General features: G+C 72.3%; 16 protein-coding genes. All 16 read left to right on the top strand.

The genetic code is table 11. From position 1 onward, the window contains the following. The first annotated feature begins 17 nt into the window (after positions 1-17). The 16 genes from IE277_RS32935 (at position 18) to IE277_RS32860 (ending at position 16796) form a co-directional block, all read left to right on the top strand. Positions 18-806 carry an aldose epimerase family protein gene (locus tag IE277_RS32935; RefSeq protein WP_189957385.1) on the top strand — a complete coding sequence of 263 codons (789 nt, stop codon included), beginning with the start codon at positions 18-20 and terminating at the stop codon, positions 804-806. Between the two features lie 10 nt (positions 807-816). Beyond that, positions 817-1365: an orotate phosphoribosyltransferase gene (gene pyrE / locus IE277_RS32930; RefSeq protein WP_189957384.1), complete on the top strand. Its 549-nt coding sequence runs from the start codon at positions 817-819 to the stop codon at positions 1363-1365. Between the two features lie 143 nt (positions 1366-1508). Then, positions 1509-2531 (top strand): class II fructose-bisphosphate aldolase, encoded by a 1023-nt coding sequence (fbaA, locus tag IE277_RS32925; RefSeq protein ID WP_189957383.1) that lies wholly within the window; start codon positions 1509-1511, stop codon positions 2529-2531. 96 nt (positions 2532-2627) lie between these two features. Beyond that, complete coding sequence (locus IE277_RS32920; RefSeq protein ID WP_189957382.1) at positions 2628-4082, top strand: MFS transporter; 1455 nt, start codon at positions 2628-2630, stop codon at positions 4080-4082. Between the two features lie 96 nt (positions 4083-4178). Continuing rightward, on the top strand, positions 4179-4592 hold the full coding sequence (locus IE277_RS32915) for a DUF3151 domain-containing protein (protein ID WP_189957381.1): 414 nt from the start codon (positions 4179-4181) through the stop codon (positions 4590-4592). A gap of 150 nt (positions 4593-4742) precedes the next feature. Beyond that, positions 4743-5591, top strand: coding sequence for a tryptophan 2,3-dioxygenase family protein (locus tag IE277_RS32910; protein ID WP_189957380.1), 849 nt, complete (start codon positions 4743-4745; stop codon positions 5589-5591). After that, positions 5584-6795 (top strand): kynureninase, encoded by a 1212-nt coding sequence (gene kynU / locus IE277_RS32905; RefSeq protein ID WP_189957379.1) that lies wholly within the window; start codon positions 5584-5586, stop codon positions 6793-6795. The genes IE277_RS32910 and kynU overlap by 8 nt, the downstream gene beginning before the upstream one ends. Before the next feature lie 217 nt (positions 6796-7012). Continuing rightward, positions 7013-7948 (top strand): alpha/beta hydrolase family protein, encoded by a 936-nt coding sequence (locus IE277_RS32900; protein ID WP_189957378.1) that lies wholly within the window; start codon positions 7013-7015, stop codon positions 7946-7948. Positions 7949-8124: 176 nt separating this feature from the next. Further along, positions 8125-9234, top strand: a complete 1110-nt coding sequence (locus IE277_RS32895) for an alpha/beta hydrolase (protein WP_189957377.1) — start codon at positions 8125-8127, stop codon at positions 9232-9234. A 166-nt stretch (positions 9235-9400) separates the two neighbouring features. After that, positions 9401-10579, top strand: a complete 1179-nt coding sequence (locus IE277_RS32890; RefSeq protein WP_229882143.1) for an acyltransferase family protein — start codon at positions 9401-9403, stop codon at positions 10577-10579. 13 nt (positions 10580-10592) lie between these two features. Further along, positions 10593-12077: a sensor histidine kinase gene (locus IE277_RS32885; RefSeq protein ID WP_189957433.1), complete on the top strand. Its 1485-nt coding sequence runs from the start codon at positions 10593-10595 to the stop codon at positions 12075-12077. Between the two features lie 110 nt (positions 12078-12187). Next, positions 12188-12868 (top strand): response regulator, encoded by a 681-nt coding sequence (locus IE277_RS32880; RefSeq protein ID WP_189957376.1) that lies wholly within the window; start codon positions 12188-12190, stop codon positions 12866-12868. A gap of 104 nt (positions 12869-12972) precedes the next feature. After that, a complete protein-coding gene (locus IE277_RS32875; RefSeq protein ID WP_189957375.1) occupies positions 12973-14319 on the top strand; it encodes a sensor histidine kinase in 1347 nt (448 codons plus the stop codon). Beyond that, complete coding sequence (locus tag IE277_RS32870; protein ID WP_189957374.1) at positions 14316-14981, top strand: response regulator; 666 nt, start codon at positions 14316-14318, stop codon at positions 14979-14981. Before IE277_RS32875 ends, IE277_RS32870 begins: the two co-directional genes overlap by 4 nt. Positions 14982-15022: 41 nt before the next feature. Further along, positions 15023-15508 (top strand): hypothetical protein, encoded by a 486-nt coding sequence (locus IE277_RS32865; protein WP_189957373.1) that lies wholly within the window; start codon positions 15023-15025, stop codon positions 15506-15508. A gap of 64 nt (positions 15509-15572) precedes the next feature. Then, positions 15573-16796, top strand: a complete 1224-nt coding sequence (locus IE277_RS32860) for a cytochrome P450 (protein WP_189957372.1) — start codon at positions 15573-15575, stop codon at positions 16794-16796. Positions 16797-16816: the final 20 nt, after the last annotated feature.

Below are 16816 nucleotides of genomic sequence, written 5' to 3'. Positions count from 1 at the left end.
CCCAGTAGCCTCTTCCCGTGAGTAACGAAGACATCACGCTGACAGCAGGCGACGCGGAAGTACGTGTCACCCCCGCAGGCGGCGGCCGCATCGCCGGTCTGCGCATCAACGGCACGGAACTGCTCCGGCAAGGCGAGCGCTACGGTTGTTTCCCCATGGTGCCCTGGTGCGGCCGCATCCGGGACGGCCGCTTCCTCGACGGCGGCACCGTCCGCCAGATGCCGCTCAACTCCCCGCCGCACGCCATCCACGGCACCGCCCGCGACGGCGCCTGGCGCGTCGCGCGCACCGCGGTGAACGAGGCGGTGATCACGTACGACCTCGTCGAGCCCTGGCCGCACCCCGGCCGCGTCACCCAGGTCGTCACGCTCACCGAGGACAGCCTGACGCTGACGATGTCGGTGGAGGCGCGGGACGACTCCTTCCCGGCGCAGATCGGCTGGCACCCGTGGTTCAACCGCAACCTCGGCCGCGAGGACGTGACGCTCGACTTCAAGCCCGCCTGGCAGGAGGAGCGCGGCGCCGACCATCTGCCGACCGGCAACCGCATCGACCCCGTGCCCGGCCCCTGGGACGACTGCTTCGGCATGCCCGACGGCGTCGACGTCACCCTCACCTGGCCGGGGCAGCTGGAGCTGAAGGTGACCAGCCGCGAGGAGTGGGTGGTCGTCTACGACGAGCAGGCCGAGGCCGTGTGCGTCGAGCCGCAGACCGGCCCGCCCAACGGCCTGAACACCGCCGCGCGCCTGGTCACGCCGCTGGAGCCGCTGGAGGCGACCACGACCTGGAGCTGGCGGCGCCTTTAAGCTGGTCGGCATGACGGACGTACGCGGCGCGCTGCTGCAGCAGATCAAGGACAAGGCCGTGGTGCACGGCAAGGTGACCCTCTCCTCGGGTCTGGAGGCCGACTACTACGTCGACCTGCGCCGCATCACCCTCGACGGCGAGGCCGCCCCGCTCGTCGGCCAGGTGCTGCTGGACCTCACCGCGGACCTGGAGTTCGACGCGGTCGGCGGCCTGACGATGGGCGCCGACCCGGTCGCGGCCGCCATGCTGCACGCCGCCGCCGCGCGCGGCAGGAAGCTGGACGCGTTCGTCGTCCGCAAGGCCGCGAAGGCGCACGGCCTGCAGCGGCGGGTCGAGGGCCCGGAGATCAGGGGCCGCCGGGTCCTGGTCGTCGAGGACACCTCCACCACCGGCGGTTCCCCGCTCACCGCGGTGGAGGCGGTGCGCGAGGCCGGTGCCGAGGTCGTCGCCGTGGCGACCATCGTGGACCGGGCCACCGGTGCCGCCGAGAAGATCGAGGCCGGCGCGGGTGTTCCGTACCGGTTCGCCTTCTCGAAGGATGAACTGGGTCTGGACTGACGCGCGCGCTTGACCTGGACTTGGCCGAGGCGCCGACCATGGGGTCGGGTCTGGAAAGATGGGGCCGACGATGACGTCGCATCCCAGGTCTAGGTCAGGGCCGTAACGCAGAACCTCTCACCCGCAACACAAGGAGCGGACAGATGCCCATCGCAACCCCCGAGGTCTACAACGAGATGCTGGACCGGGCGAAGGCAGGCAAGTTCGCCTACCCGGCCATCAACGTCACGTCGAGCCAGACCCTGAACGCGGCGCTGCGCGGCTTCGCGGAGGCGGAGAGCGACGGCATCGTCCAGATCTCGACCGGTGGTGCCGAGTTCCTCGGCGGCCAGTACAGCAAGGACATGGTGACCGGCGCGGTCGCCCTCGCCGAGTACGCGCACATCGTCGCCGAGAAGTACCCGGTCAACATCGCGCTGCACACCGACCACTGCCCGAAGGACAAGCTCGACGGGTACGTACGTCCGCTGCTCGCGCTCTCCGAGGAGCGCGTGAAGGCCGGCCGCAACCCGCTGTTCCAGTCGCACATGTGGGACGGCTCCGCCGAGACCCTCGCCGACAACCTGGCCATCGCCCAGGAACTGCTGGAGCAGGCCCGCCGCGCCAACATCATCCTTGAGGTGGAGATCACCCCCACCGGCGGCGAGGAGGACGGTGTCACGCACGAGATCAACGACGAGCTGTACACCACGGTCGACGACGCGATCCGTACGGCGGAGGCGCTGGGCCTGGGCGAGAAGGGCCGCTACCTGCTGGCCGCGTCCTTCGGCAATGTGCACGGCGTGTACAAGCCGGGCAACGTCGTGCTCCGCCCCGACCTGCTCAAGGACCTGAACGACGGCGTCGCCGCCAAGTTCGGCAAGCAGTCCCCGTTCGACTTCGTCTTCCACGGCGGCTCCGGCTCCACCGAGCAGGAGATCGCCACCGCGCTGGAGAACGGCGTCGTGAAGATGAACCTCGACACGGACACCCAGTACGCCTTCACCCGTCCGGTCGCGGGCCACATGTTCGCGAACTACGACGGCGTCCTGAAGGTCGACGGCGAGGTCGGCAACAAGAAGGCCTACGACCCGCGCACCTGGGGCAAGCTGGCCGAGACGTCGATGGCCGCGCGGGTCGTCGAGGCCACGAAGAACCTGCGCTCGGCGGGCAACAAGATCAAGTAAGCGGTACGTCCGCTTCCCTGCGCGTTTCCTCGCGCGTTTCTTTGCGGTGGGCCCGGTGGCTGTCTACAGCGCCGGGCCCGCTGTATACCTGGGAGCATGCCCGATGTCCGGCTCGCCTCGCCCCAGGGCAAGTGGATCCTGCTCACCACGGTCCTCGGCTCCAGCATGGCCCTGCTGGACTCGACCGTCGTCAATGTCGCGCTGCCGCGCATCGGTCACGACCTGGGCGCGAGCCTCTCCGCGCTGCAGTGGACCGTCAACGCCTACATGCTCACGCTGGCCGGTCTGATCCTGCTGGGCGGTTCGCTGGGGGACCGCTACGGCCGCCGGAAGATCTTCGTGCTGGGCGTGGTGTGGTTCGCGGCGGCCTCCCTGCTGTGCGGGGTGGCGCCGACCGCGGGGATCCTCATCGCCGCGCGGGCGTTGCAGGGCATCGGCGGCGCCCTGCTGACCCCGGGGTCGCTGGCCCTGATCCAGGCCTCCTTCCATCCCGACGACCGGGGCCGGGCGGTCGGCCTGTGGTCCGGTTTCGGCGGGATCGGCGCGGCGGTCGGCCCGTTCCTGGGCGGCTGGCTGGTGGCCGGCCCCGGCTGGCGCTGGGTGTTCCTGCTGAACGTCCCGCTGGCCCTGCTGTGTGTGCCGGTGGCGCTGCGGCACGTCCCGGAGTCGAAGGACGACGGCACCCACGCCCGCTTCGACGTGCTGGGCGCGGTGCTGGGCGCCCTGGCCCTGGCCCTGCTGACGTACGCGCTGATCGAGGCCAGGTCGGGCTCCCTGGTGGTGGCCCTGACCGCGGTCGCGGGGCTGGCGGCGGCCGTGGCCTTCGTCCAGGTCGAACGGCACCGCCCGGACCCGATGCTGCCGCCGGACATCTTCGCCTCGCGCCAGTTCACGGCGGTCAACCTGGTCACCCTGTGCGTGTACGCGGCGTTCGGCGGCTTCTTCTTCCTCACCGCGCTGCAACTGCAGGTGGTGGCGGGTTACTCGCCCCTGCAGGCCGGTACGGCGTTGCTTCCGACGACGGCCCTGATGCTGCTGTTCTCCGCCCGCTCCGGCGCGCTGGCGGAGCGTACGGGCCCGCGACTGCCGCTCACCGTCGGGCCGCTGCTCTGCGCGGCGGCGATGCTGCTGATGCTGCGGGTGGGCCCGCACGCCGACTACCTGACGGACGTTCTGCCGGCCGTCCTGGTCATGGGCGCCGGCATGGTCACGCTCGTCGCCCCCCTGACGGCCACGGTCCTGGCCTCGGTGGACACCGCCCGCGCGGGTCTCGCCAGCGGCATCAACAACGCGGCGGCACGCGCGGCGGGCCTGATCGCGGTCGCGGCGCTGCCGCTGCTCGCGGGGATGGGCCCCGAGGCGTATCGCTCCGCGTCGGCCTTCGACGCGGCGTTCGACCGGGCGATGCCCCTGTGCGCGGGTGTGCTGGTGCTGGCCTCGGCCCTGGCCTTCGCGCTGGTGCGGCGCCCGGCACCGGGGTGTGTGCGCCCGCAGTGCAAGCGGCACGGAAGCGTGACGGCTCCGCCGCTGGAGGGGGAGCGCCGAGAGTAGCGTGCGGCTGCCTTCGTCCGCGGGCCGGCGCCGGTGAGCGACCGCGTAGCGGGACCGGACAGGAAACCGGCGGACCGGCGCGGCAGACTGGACCCCATGACGATTCACGAGAACCTCCTCGGCGGCCCGCCCCCGACCCACCTCCCCGACGACCCCGAGCCCCGCGAACTCCTCGCGGCCGGTACCGCCCCCGCGGACGTCGCCGCCAAGTACCCCACCTCCTCGCTCGCCTGGGCCCAGCTGGCCGACGACGCGTTCGAGCGCGGCGCGGTCGTGGAGTCGTACGCCTACGCCCGTACGGGCTACCACCGGGGTCTCGACGCCCTGCGCCGCAGCGGCTGGAAGGGCCACGGCCCGGTCCCCTGGGAGCACGAGCCGAACCGCGGCTTCCTGCGCGCCCTGCACGCCCTCGCCCGCGCCGCGCAGGCGATCGGCGAGCAGGAGGAGTACACGCGCTGCTCGCAGTTCCTGCAGGAGTCCTCGCCGACGGCCGCCCAGACCCTCGGCTGACCTCCCCTCAGGGGTGGATGTGGCCCGTCCCGCAGCGGACGGGCCTTGCCGTACCGGGAGTGATTGCGGAGGATGCGGGTGGGGACCGGGGCCCCCGTGCCGGAATCGGCAGGGGCGGACCGCTACCCGGAGTAACAACAGGAGACAGCGATGTCCCAACAGGCTCAACCCCTTCCCGAAGCCGCTGAGCCCGAGGCCCCGCATCTCGATTTCGCCGGCACCACGCCGTACGAGGACTACGTCCAGGCGGACGTCCTCACCCATCTCCAGCACACCCTCTCCGACGATCCCGGAGAGATGGTCTTCCTGGTCACGACCCAGGTCATGGAGCTGTGGTTCACGGTGATCGTGCACGAGTGGGAGACCGCCGCGAACGCCCTGCGCTCCGATGACGTCCCCACCGCGGTCGCCGCGCTCAAGCGCTCGGTACGGGAGCTGGAGGCGCTCAACGCCTCCTGGCGGCCGCTCGGCCAGCTGACCCCGGCCCAGTTCAACTCCTACCGCTCCGCCCTCGGTGACGGCTCCGGCTTCCAGTCGGCGATGTACCGCCGTATGGAGTTCCTGCTCGGCGAGAAGTCCGCGTCCATGCTCGTCCCGCACCGCGGCGCCCCGCGCGTCCACGCGGAACTGGAGAAGGCGCTGCACCAGCCGTGCCTGTACGACGAGGTCGTCCACCTCCTCGCGCGCCGCGGCCACGCGATCCCCGCGTCCGTCCTGGACCGGGACGTCGCCCTGCGCTACGAGGCCTGCGCGGCCGTCGAGGCCGCCTGGGCGGAGATCTACTCGGGCGACCAGAACGCCGAACTGGCCCGGCTGGGCGAGGCGTTGTCGGACGTGGCCGAACTGGTCTGGCGCTGGCGCAACGACCACCTGGTCGCCACCCGCCGCGCGATGGGCGCCAAGACCGGCACCGGCGGCTCGGCCGGCGTGGCCTGGCTGGAGAAGCGCGCCCGCAAGAACGTGTTCCCGGAGCTGTGGACGGCGAGGTCCCATGTCTGAGCTGGCGCTGCAGGCCGAGAAGCTGGACGCGGCGGACGAGCTGGCATCGCTCAGGGACCGCTTCGTACTCGACACCGCGTCCGGTCACGCGGCTGACGCCGCGGTGGTCTATCTGGACGGCAACTCGCTCGGCGCGCTCCCCGCGCAGGTCCCCGACCGGGTGGCCGACGTGGTCCGCCGCCAGTGGGGCGAACTGCGCATCCGCTCCTGGGAGGAGAGCGGCTGGTGGACCGCGCCCGAGCGGATCGGCGACCGGATCGCCCCGCTGGTGGGCGCGGCGGCCGGGCAGATCGTCGTGGGCGACTCCACAAGTGTCAATGTTTTCAAGGCACTTGTGGCGGCGGTGCGGATGGCGGGCGAGGACCGGACCGAGATCCTGGTCGACGCCACGACCTTCCCCACGGACGGCTACATCGCCGAGTCGGCGGCCCGTATGACCGGCCGCACCCTGCGCAGGGTGACCCCGTCCGAGGTGCCCGCCGCCCTGGGCGACCGTACGGCGGCGGTCCTGCTCAACCACGTCGACTACCGCACCGGCCGGCTGCACGACCTGCCGTCCCTGACGGCCGCCGTCCACGCCGCGGGCGCCCTCGCGGTGTGGGACCTGTGCCACAGCGCGGGCGCGCTGGAGGTGGGCCTGGACGAGCACGGGGTCGACCTGGCGGTCGGCTGCACCTACAAATACCTGAACGGCGGCCCGGGTGCACCGGCGTACCTCTACGTCCGAGAGGAGCTGCAACCCCGCTTCGACTCCCCGCTGCCCGGCTGGAACTCCCATACCGACCCCTTCGGCATGAGCCCGTCGTACGCCCCGGCGCCGGGCGCGCCGCGGGGCCGCGTGGGCACCCCGGACATCCTGTCCATGCTGGCCCTGGAGGCGGCCCTGAACGTCTGGGACGGCGTCCGGGTCTCCGCCGTACGCGCCAAGTCCCTCGCGCTGACGGACTTCTTCCTGCGCTGTGTGCGGGCGTACACCGAGCCGGGGCGCGTGGAGTGCGTGACTCCGGAACGGCATGAGGAGCGCGGCAGCCAGATCGCCCTGCGCTGCCCGGACGCCGGCGAGGTGATGGGCCGGCTGATCGCCCGGGGCGTCGTCGGCGACTTCCGCCATCCCGACGTCCTCCGCTTCGGCTTCACCCCGCTGTACGTCGGCTTCGCCGAGACCGAGCGGGCGGCCCGGATCCTGGGCGAGGAGCTGGCGTAGCCAGGGGGCGGGTCCTGCACGGGTGACGGGTCCTGCACGGGTGACGGGGCCGGGCGGTGTCGCCCGGCCCCGTACAGAACCGTTTGTCCCTGACCCTGTGTCACATCCCCATGCCCTTGCCTGCCACCGGCCTGATACCGTCCCGCCAACGGCGAACGGAAATCCCTCACCTGGTCCGCCACCCGCCAAACACGTTCCGTCGCTGAGAGGTTGGAGCATGCCGGACGCCGCCGCAGCAGCCCGCGCCGCCGCCGAAGAGGAGTCGGCCTTCTCGCACCCCCCGGTCGACCCCGATGCCACCGCCGCGTACGGCACCCACCCCGACCAGGTGATCGACTTCTACGCCCCCCGCACCGCCTCGGACGCCTCCGTCCCCCTGGTGGTGGTCCTGCACGGCGGCGCCTGGCGCGCCCGCTACGACCGCCGTCACATCACCCCCTTCGCGGACTATCTGGCCCGCAGGGGCTTCGCGGTGGCCAACGTCGAGTACCGGCGCGGCGGCGAGCCCCTGATCCCCGGGCAGACCGAGGGAGACGCGCGGGACGCGGGCGGCAGCACCTCCGTGGCCCCCGTGGCCTCCGTGACCCCTGCGGCCGGTCGCTGGCCCGACACCTTCGACGACATCACGGCCGCCCTGGACGCGCTGCCCGCCCTCGTCCGCGAGGCGCTCCCGCAGGCCGACCCGCGCCGTACCGTCCTCACCGGCCACTCCGCCGGCGGCCATCTCGCCCTGTGGGCCGCGGCCCGCCATGTCCTGCCCGCGGACTGCGCCTGGCGCACCCAGCAGCCGGCCCGGCTGCGCGGCGTCGTCGCCCTCGCCCCGATCGCGGACTTCGAGGTGGCGGAGAAGCTGGACGTGTGCGGCAACGCGAGCCTGCAACTCCTCGGCGGCCACGGCACGTTCGCGGAGCGCCGCCCCTACACCGACCCCGTTCTGCTCCTGCCGACCGGCATCGCGACGACGCTCGTCCAGGGGCGTTCGGACCTGGTGGTGCCGCAGGCGGTGGCCGAGTCGTACGCGGAGGAGGCGGCGAAGGCGGGCGAGGTGGCCGGGCTGACGCTGCTGGAGGACGTGGGACACTTCCCCCTGATCGACCCGGCGGCCGACGCGTGCGCGGTGGTGGCGGAGGAGATCGCACAGCTGGCGTGGTGACGGGCCTGTCCCTGGAGGAGGCCTGTCCCTGGGGGAAGCCGGCCCCGGTCATACCCGTAGTACCTGAGAGCTACCCCGCAGGACAGCTCCATGGCGGGACGCCGACGACAGGCTCCGGTCCCTAATTTCCTTGTCAGAGAAGCCCGATGGCCGGGCGATCTGAAAGGAACCCGACCATGGGCCACGCTTCCACGCTCTCCTCCGGCGCAGCCGTTTCCCTCTCCAAGGACCCGCAGCCGCGGGCGGCGATCGCGCCCCACAGCACCCGCACCCCGCCCCACAGCACCCGCCCCGCGCCCCACGGCACCCGCACGCCGCCCCACGGCACCCGCACCCAGAGATGGCGCCGCACCTTCCTCGCCGCCCTCCTCACCGCGGCCGTCGCCGTCCCTCTCTCCGGCGCCGCCCGCCCCCAGATCCCGGCCCCCGCTCCGGCGACGCTCCCCCCGCTCACCGCCACCACCCTGCACACCACCTACGAGGCCAACCGCGCCGACGCCACCCGCGCCGCCCGCATGGCCGCCGCGCACGGCGACCCCCGGCGCGCCGCCGCCGACCAGGCCCTGGCCGCCCCGTCCCGCAACCTCCTCACCTTCGACGGCCGAGGCTCCGGCCAGGCCACGGAGGTCCTCGGTGACCTCGCCCGCGCCGACCACATCGCGGTCCTGGTCCCCGGCTCGGACACCTCCCTGGACACCTACGCCCGCTTCCACAAGGCCGCCGCGGCGCTGTACGGAGACCTCACCCACCGCGCACCCCACGGCACCACCGTCGCCGTCATCTCCTGGCTGGGCTACGAAACGCCGGCCACGGTCAGCACCACGGTGACCACGACGTCCCGCGCCGACGAGGCCGCTCCCCGGCTGCGCGCCTTCGTCAGCGAGCTGCGCGCCGCGACCAAGCCGCGGGCCCATCTCTCGGTGCTGTGCCACTCCTACGGCACGGTCGTCTGCGGGCGAGCCGCCGCCGGCCTGGCCGCCGACGACATCGCCCTGGTCGGCAGCCCCGGCACCGGCGCGGACTCCGCCGCGGCCCTGCACAGCAACGCCCGCATCTGGGCGGCCCGCGGCAGCGACGACTGGATCCGGCACATCCCGCACACCAGCGCCACCCTCTTCGGCACGACCGTCGGCTTCGGCGCAGACCCGGTCTCGCACGCCTTCGGCGCCCGGGTCTTCGACGCGGCCGGCGCCGGCCACAGCGACTACTTCACCCCGGGCTCGGCCTCCCTCGCCAACCTGGCCCGGATCACCCTCGGCGAGACCTCTGAGGTGACCCGTGTCTGAGCAGATCGCAAGCATCCGCCGCACCCCTCGTCACACCACCCGCACCCCTCGTCACACCACCCGTACCTTTCGTCACGCCGCCCGGACCGCCGCCTTCGCTCCCACCCCGCCCACGACCCCGACCGCCCCGCTCCGCACGCGCGCAGCCCTCACCCCCGCCACCGCCCTGCACGCCCTGCGCCGGGGCGCCCGGCAGGTCGACGCCGCCACTCCCGCGTCCCGGGACCGGGCGATCGACGCGCTGCGCGCGTTCGCGATCCTCGGTGTCGTCCTCGGCCACTGGCTGGTGACGGCGCTGGTCGCGCGGGACGGCGGTCTCAGCACGGTGAGCCCGCTGCAGCACATGCCCTGGCTGGCCCCGATCTCCTGGCTCTTCCAGACACTGGCCGTGTTCTTCCTGGTGGGCGGCCAGGTGGCGACGTGCAGTCTGGCCTCGGCCCGCGCCCGGGGCGACGGCTATGCCCGCTGGCTGCGGGCTCGGCTGACCCGGCTGCTGCGTCCGGTGGCCGCGTTGCTCGCTCTGTGGTCCGTGGCCGCCGTGGCCCTCCTCCTCGTCGGCGCGCCCATGGCCACGGTCCAGACGCTGGTGAAGCTGGCGCTGTCCCCGCTGTGGTTCCTGCTGGTCTTCGCGGGGCTCACGGCCCTCACCCCGCTCGTCGCGCGCCTCAACCCGCTGTGGCCGTTCGTCGTCGTCCTGCATGTGGACGTCCTGCGCTTCGGCCTGCATCTCGGCCCGTCCTGGCTCGGCTGGGTGAATCTGGTGGCGGGCTGGCTGGTCCCGTACACCCTGGGCGCCGCCTGGGCCCGGGGCGAGCTGCGCAGCCGCCGCTCGGCCTGGGTCCTGCTGCTCGGGGGCACAGCGGCCACGGCCCTGCTCATCACCTGCGCGGGCTACCCGGCGTCCATGGTGGGTGTCCCCGGAGCGGCGATATCCAACCTCAACCCGCCGACCCTGGCGGCCGTCACCTTCGGCCTGGCGCAGTGCGGCCTCGCCCTCCTGCTCCGCGACCGGCTGCGCCGCGCCCTGGCCCGGCCCCTGGCCTGGGCGGTGATCGCCTTCGTCAATCTCTCCGCGATGACGATCTTCCTGTGGCACCAGACGGCCATGATGGCCACGACGGCCATGGGCCTGCTGGCCGGCCGGCTGCCCGGCCTGCACACCGCACCGGACTCCCTGGGTTGGGCGGCGTCCCGGCTGCTGTGGCTGCCCGTCTTCGCGCTGGCCCTGGCCCTGTGCTGGACGGCCTTCCGGCACCACGAGCAGGGCCCCGCCCGCCGCCGGAACCGCGCCTCGCAGGTGATCCGCCGTCATATCCCCTCAGCGAGGTCCTCGCGCCATGCCTAGAGTTACGTCCGTGATGTCCGCGGACCCCGAGAACCCGACCGGCCGTTCCGGTGACGCCGGGCGCGTGACCTCACCTGCCTCCCGGACCTCGTCCGAGGCCGAGCACGACACCGGCAACGAGGTTGATCCCGGGGTCGATACCGATGCCGAGACCGGTCCGGTCGCCCGGTCCCGGGCCGCCCGCCTGGGCGCCTGGCTGGGCGAGGTCCCGTCCTCCCAGTCACCCCCGTTCTCGAAGTACCGCTGGCTGCGTCTGCTCACCTATCTCGTCGTCTTCTACCTGGCCCTCGGTATCGCCGGGGCCGGCACCGAGGAGCTGTCCGACGACTATGGCTTCACCCTCGCCGTAGCGCTGCCGAGCGCACTGCTGCAGGGCCTCGCCATCCTCCTGGCGCTGTGGCGGCCGGTCCCCGCGTGGGCGCTGTCCCTGGCCGCGGCCGTCGCCACCGCGCTGCTGGCCCGGCAGAACATCGCCACGATGCGGCTCTCCAGCCCCAACTGGCCCTGGTCGCCGCCCGTACTGATCGCCCACATGGCCGTGATCCTGCTCCTCGCCCTGCGCGTACGCCCCCGCGGCACCGTCGCCGCGTTCGCCGCGACCGCCCTCGCGACCTTCGTCGTCGAAGGCGGCATCGGAGCGCTCTACTACTCCCCGACGGGGCCCGCCGCCCTGGCCCTGTTCGCCGTCGCCGCCGTCATCGGTGTCGCCCTGCGCAGCCGCAGCGTGGCCCGAACAGAACTGGTCCAGCAGACGACGATCACCGCGGAGGAGCGGGCCCGCCGCACCCTGCTGGAGGAGCGCAGCCGTATCGCCCGGGAACTGCATGACGTGGTCGCCCACCACATGTCGGTGATCTCCATCCAGGCCCAGGTGGCCCCCCACCTGGTCGAGAACCCCTCGGACGAGCTGAAGGAGAACCTCACGGGCATCCGCAACAACGCGCTGGAGGCCCTGACCGAGCTGCGTCGGGTGCTCGGAGTGCTGCGTTCGGAGAGCCCGGACGAACCGGAGGCCGTCGAGGACTCCCCGGGCGTGTCCGCGCCCGGCACCGGAGCGGCTCCCCACGCCCCGCAGCCCAACCTCGCCCGGCTGGACTCCCTGCTGGAGAACACCAGGGCGGCCGGCCTGGACGTGGTGAAGGCCGAGGAGGGCGACCCGCACGGCTACTCACCGGGCGTGGAGCTGTCCGCGTACCGGATCGTCCAGGAGGCCCTGAGCAACGTCCTGCGGCACGCGCCGGGAGCGAAGGTCCGCGTGGACATCGCCCACCTCCCCGGCGGCATATACCTGAGCGTCTCCAACTCGCGTCCCAGCCGTCCGGTCCCGCCGTCCCCGGGCAGCGGCCACGGCCTGCTGGGCATGCGGGAGCGCGCGGCGATGCTGGGCGGACAGGTCGAGGCGAAGCCGTCCCGGACCGGCGGGTTCGTGGTGACGGCGTTCCTGCCGAGGGGAGCCGCCCCCGAGCCGCCCGAGCCCTCACCCCCCTCACCGTCCTGACCTGGGCCTTCGCCCTTTCTTCGGATCCGGTCCTCGTATCCGATTCCCTGTATCCGATTCCGTGTATCCGATCCGCACAGCTGACAAGCCCCGACAGGAGAACAGGTCCCATGACGAGCGGTGCCGGCACCATCCGCGTACTGATCGCCGACGACCAGCAGATGGTCCGGCAGGGTTTCACCGTGCTGCTCAACACCCAGCCCGACATCGAGGTGATCGGGCAGGCGGTGGACGGCGTGGACGCGATCGCCCAGACCGCGGAGCTGGTCCCGCACGTGGTGCTGATGGACATCCGGATGCCGGAACTCGGCGGCATCGAGGCGACCCGCCGGATCACCGCCGAGTATCCGGCCGTGAAGGTGCTGGTGCTGACCACGTTCGACCTGGACGAGTACGTGTACGAGGCGCTGCGGGCCGGGGCCTCCGGCTTTCTGCTCAAGGACGCCTCCGCGGACAAGCTGGCCGAGGCGGTACGGATCGTGGCCGCGGGTGACGCCCTGCTCGCTCCCGGTGTCACCCGCCGCCTCATCGCCGAGTTCTCCCGACTGGACGGCAGCCGCCGGGCCCCGCTCAAGCAGCGCGTCGGCGACCTCACCGAACGGGAGACGGAGGTGCTGGCGCTGATCGCGCAGGGCCTGTCGAACGCGGAGATCGCCGACCGGCTGGTCGTGGCCGAGCAGACCGTGAAGACGCACGTGGGCCGGATCCTGGTGAAGCTGGGGCTCAGGGACCGCACCCAGGCGGCGGTCTTCGCCTACGAGTCCGGGCTGGTCCGCCCCGGCGGCCGCTGACCGCGCCCGACCTGCGGGGCTACCCGTAGTACCTGAGAAGGACCCGGGAGGACCCCTCTGCAAGGGGACGACCGCGACGCGCCTGCGCGCATACCGTTTTGTATGTGACCCAGACGACGCACACGCAGACGACACCGCCGGGCCCGGCCGACCGGCCGCGCAGCCCGGAGTTCCGGCTCGCCGCGGGCGCCCTGCGCGGCCTGCGCCAGGACCTGTTCCAGGACGCCTTCGCCTACCGCCCGCTGCCCCTGGCGGCCGTGGACGGCCCGCTCGCCCGCCGACTGCCCGGCCGCCTCAGGGGGTACGCGGCCTGGGCCCCGCACGCGACGGTGGCGGCCGCGGGCGGATTCGCGGCCCTGGTCGCCATGGCGGACAACGAGGCGGGGCTCAGGGCCGTCGTCCGTGCACTGCTGGCGCTGACCCCGGTGCTGCTGACCCTGGTGCGTCCGACGGCGGCGTTCTGGGCGTCGTTCGCGGCGACGACGGCCACGGCGATCACCGGCAGCGACTGGGACACCTGGCCGTGGCTGCCGAGCAGCTTCATCTCCCACATGGTGGTGCTCACCGTCGTGGCGATCCGCACCCGCCCGCGCACGGCGGCCTGGATGTGGCTGTTGACCGCGTTCTACGCCCTCTTCGTCGAGGCGCTCTTCGGCCGGGATTACGCCACCGACACCGGCCCGATGCTGTTCCTGTCGGCGCTGGTCCTGCTGGTCGTCACGGTCTGGCACATACGCCGGGAGGCCCGGCAGGAGGTGACCGCCCAGCAGACGGTGACCGAGCACGAACGCTCCCGTCGCACCCTGTTGGAGGAGCGCACCACCATCGCCCGCGAGCTGCATGACGTGGTCGCCCATCACATGTCGGTGGTCGCCATCCAGGCGGAGGCCGCGCCCTACCGGGTCCAGGACCCGCCGGAGGAGCTGGAGAAGGCGTTCGTCACCATCCGGGAGAACGCGGTGGCGGCCCTGACCGAGCTGCGCCGGGTCCTCGGGGTGGTGCGCGCGGAGGACTACGAGGCGCCGGACGCCCCGCAGCCGACCCTCGCCGATCTGGACGGGCTGCTCGCCAATGTGCGCCAGGCCGGCCTGGAGGTGGACAAGGCGGTGACCGGCGCGGTCCGCGAGCTGCCGCAGGGGGTGGAGCTGTCGGCGTACCGGATCGTCCAGGAGGCCCTGAGCAACGTCCTGCGGCACGCGCCGGGAGCCGGTGCCCGCGTGGAGATCGGCTATGTCCTCGGCGGTCTGGGCCTGCGCATAGTCAACGGCCCACCGCCCGCCCCGCACCTGATAAAGCCCTCACCGGGCGCCGGGCACGGCCTCACCGGCATGCGGGAGCGCGTCTCCATGCTGAACGGCGAGATGACGACGGCCCCGACGCGGGACGGGGGCTATGAGGTGACGGTGTTCCTGCCGGTACCGCCGGTCACCGCGATCGAAGGGGACGCATGACCATCCGCGTGCTGATCGCGGACGATCAGATGATGGTCCGCGAAGGCTTCTCGGTCCTGTTGAACGCGATGCCGGACATCGAAGTCGTCGGCGAGGCCGTCAACGGCAGGGAGGCGGTGGAACGGGTCCGTACCCTCGCCCCGGACGTCGTCCTGATGGACATCCGGATGCCGGAGCTGAACGGCATCGAGGCGACCCGGGAGATCGTCGCCGCGGACGGTGCGGCGAAGGTGCTGGTCCTGACGACCTTCGACCTGGACGAGTATGTGTACCAGGCGCTGCGCGCGGGGGCCTCGGGCTTCCTGCTCAAGGACGCCTCGGCGCGTCAGCTGGCCGACGGCGTCCGGGTGGTGGCCTCCGGTGAGGCCCTGCTGGCCCCCTCGGTCACCAAACGGCTGATCACGGAGTTCTCCCGCCTGTCGGAGACGCCGCGTCTGATGCCGGCGGCCCAGGCGTCCTACGGTGAGCTGACGGAACGCGAGACGGAGGTGCTGATCCTGATCGCCCAGGGCCTGTCGAACGCGGAGATAGCGGAGCGGCTGGTGGTGGCGGAGTCGACGATCAAGACCCATGTGAGCCGGATCCTGGTGAAGCTGGGCCTCAGAGACCGCACCCAGGCAGCGGTGTTCGCCTACGAGGCCCGGCTGGTGACGCCGAGCTGATGCTGTGTCCTCCGGCCTGCACGACGAGGAGCGAACGTGGAATGACCAGCGAACTGGAGCTGCTGCCGCACATCGGGGCCGGGCCGTTCCGGCTCGGTATGTCGGTCGAGGCGGCGCGCGGCGTGCTGCGGGAGTGGGAGCTGTTCCGGACCGTCGCGAGCGATGTGGCCCCGGGGCAGATCGTCCTCACGCACGACGGGCCCAGGCTGGACCTCGTGCTCGGGTTCACCTGCGGTGCGCTGAGCGGTGTGGAGCTGTTCCGCTTCGAGGACGAGGAGGCCGACGTAAGGGTGCTGCTGGAGGGGCTCGACGTCTTCCGCACCCCGAGCGAGGACCTCTGCCGGCAGCTCGCGAAACGGGGCCACACCGTCGAGGAGAACGACCTCGGCTTCGACGCCCTGCCCGAGCTGAACATGATCCTCGCGAGCCGGAACGGCCCTGACGGCTCCACGGCCGACGAGGGCGACGGGGGTGGCGAGGACGTCTCCCGGTACTACGACTACGTCCTGCTCGCGGACTGGATCTGACGCACGCGTGTCGGGCGTCGGAGACCCCTGGTCAGCGGCCGGTCCGGCGGGTTAGCGTCCCCGCATGGCTGGCTCCAAGGACGTGACGTTCGACCCGTGGGACCCGGCGTTCCTCGCCGATCCCTACCCGGCCTACGCCGAGCTGCGCGCTCGGGGCAGGGTGATCCGGTACGAGGCGACCGACCAGTGGCTCCTCCCGCACCACGCGGACGTCTCGGCGCTGTTGCGGGACCGCCGGCTGGGCCGGACGTATCAGCACCGGTACGGGCACGAGGAGTTCGGGCGGACCGCGCCCCCGCCGGAGCACGAACCGTTCCACACGCTCAACGACCACGGCATGCTCGACCTGGAGCCGCCGGACCACACCCGGATCCGGCGCCTGGTGTCGAAGGCGTTCACGCCGCGCACGGTGGAGCGGCTCAAGCCGTATGTGCACGACCTGGCGGACGAGCTGGTGGGGAAGCTGGTCGAGGCGGGCGGCGGCGATCTGCTGACGGATGTAGCGGAGCCGCTGCCGGTCGCGGTGATCGCCGAGATGCTCGGCATCCCGGAGGCGGACCGCGACCGGCTGCGCCCCTGGTCCGCGGACATCTGCGGAATGTATGAACTGAACCCGTCCGAGGAGAGTGCCGCGAAGGCGGTGCGCGCCTCGGTGGAGTTCTCGGAGTATCTGCGCGAGCTGATCGCCGCGCGCCGCAAGGAACCCGGCGAGGATTTGATCTCCGGGCTGATCGCGGCGCACGACGAGGACGACGACCGGCTCACCGAGCAGGAGATGATCTCCACGGCCGTGCTGCTGCTCAACGCGGGGCACGAGGCCACGGTCAACGCCACGGTGAACGGCTGGTGGGCACTGCTGCGCAACCCGGACCAGCTGGCCGCCCTGCGCGCCGACCACTCCCTGGTCCCCTCCGCGATCGAGGAGCTGATGCGCTACGACACCCCGCTGCAGCTCTTCGAACGCTGGGTGCTGGACGACATCGAGATCGACGGCACGACGATCCCGAAGGGCTCGGAGATCGCCATGCTCTTCGGTTCCGCGAACCACGACCCGGCCGTCTTCACCGACCCCGGCCGTCTGGACCTGACCCGCGAGGACAACCCGCACATCTCCTTCAGCGCCGGCATCCACTACTGCATCGGCGCCCCCCTGGCCCGTATCGAACTGTCCGCCTCGATGACGGCCCTTCTCCGCCGGGCCCCGACACTGACCCTGGCGGCGGAGCCGAAGCGGAAACCGAACTTTGTGATCCGGGGACTGGAGGGACTGCGCGTCGAGATGGGGTGATCACCGTTCGGATGATCGAC

Origin of the sequence: Streptomyces alanosinicus (assembly GCF_014650595.1) — a bacterium.
Taxonomy (GTDB): domain Bacteria; phylum Actinomycetota; class Actinomycetes; order Streptomycetales; family Streptomycetaceae; genus Streptomyces; species Streptomyces alanosinicus.
This window is presented reverse-complemented; position numbering and strand designations above follow the sequence as displayed.

Coding starts and splice junctions, on each gene's coding strand:
- IE277_RS32910 (WP_189957380.1), top strand. CDS start 4,743: ATGTCCCAACAGGCTCAACCCCTTCCCGAAGCCGCTGAGCCCGAGGCC.
- IE277_RS32865 (WP_189957373.1), top strand. CDS start 15,023: ATGACCAGCGAACTGGAGCTGCTGCCGCACATCGGGGCCGGGCCGTTC.
- IE277_RS32885 (WP_189957433.1), top strand. CDS start 10,593: ATGTCCGCGGACCCCGAGAACCCGACCGGCCGTTCCGGTGACGCCGGG.
- IE277_RS32860 (WP_189957372.1), top strand. CDS start 15,573: ATGGCTGGCTCCAAGGACGTGACGTTCGACCCGTGGGACCCGGCGTTC.
- pyrE (WP_189957384.1), top strand. CDS start 817: ATGACGGACGTACGCGGCGCGCTGCTGCAGCAGATCAAGGACAAGGCC.
- IE277_RS32880 (WP_189957376.1), top strand. CDS start 12,188: ATGACGAGCGGTGCCGGCACCATCCGCGTACTGATCGCCGACGACCAG.
- IE277_RS32900 (WP_189957378.1), top strand. CDS start 7,013: ATGCCGGACGCCGCCGCAGCAGCCCGCGCCGCCGCCGAAGAGGAGTCG.
- IE277_RS32870 (WP_189957374.1), top strand. CDS start 14,316: ATGACCATCCGCGTGCTGATCGCGGACGATCAGATGATGGTCCGCGAA.
- fbaA (WP_189957383.1), top strand. CDS start 1,509: ATGCCCATCGCAACCCCCGAGGTCTACAACGAGATGCTGGACCGGGCG.
- IE277_RS32895 (WP_189957377.1), top strand. CDS start 8,125: ATGGGCCACGCTTCCACGCTCTCCTCCGGCGCAGCCGTTTCCCTCTCC.
- kynU (WP_189957379.1), top strand. CDS start 5,584: ATGTCTGAGCTGGCGCTGCAGGCCGAGAAGCTGGACGCGGCGGACGAG.
- IE277_RS32915 (WP_189957381.1), top strand. CDS start 4,179: ATGACGATTCACGAGAACCTCCTCGGCGGCCCGCCCCCGACCCACCTC.
- IE277_RS32920 (WP_189957382.1), top strand. CDS start 2,628: ATGCCCGATGTCCGGCTCGCCTCGCCCCAGGGCAAGTGGATCCTGCTC.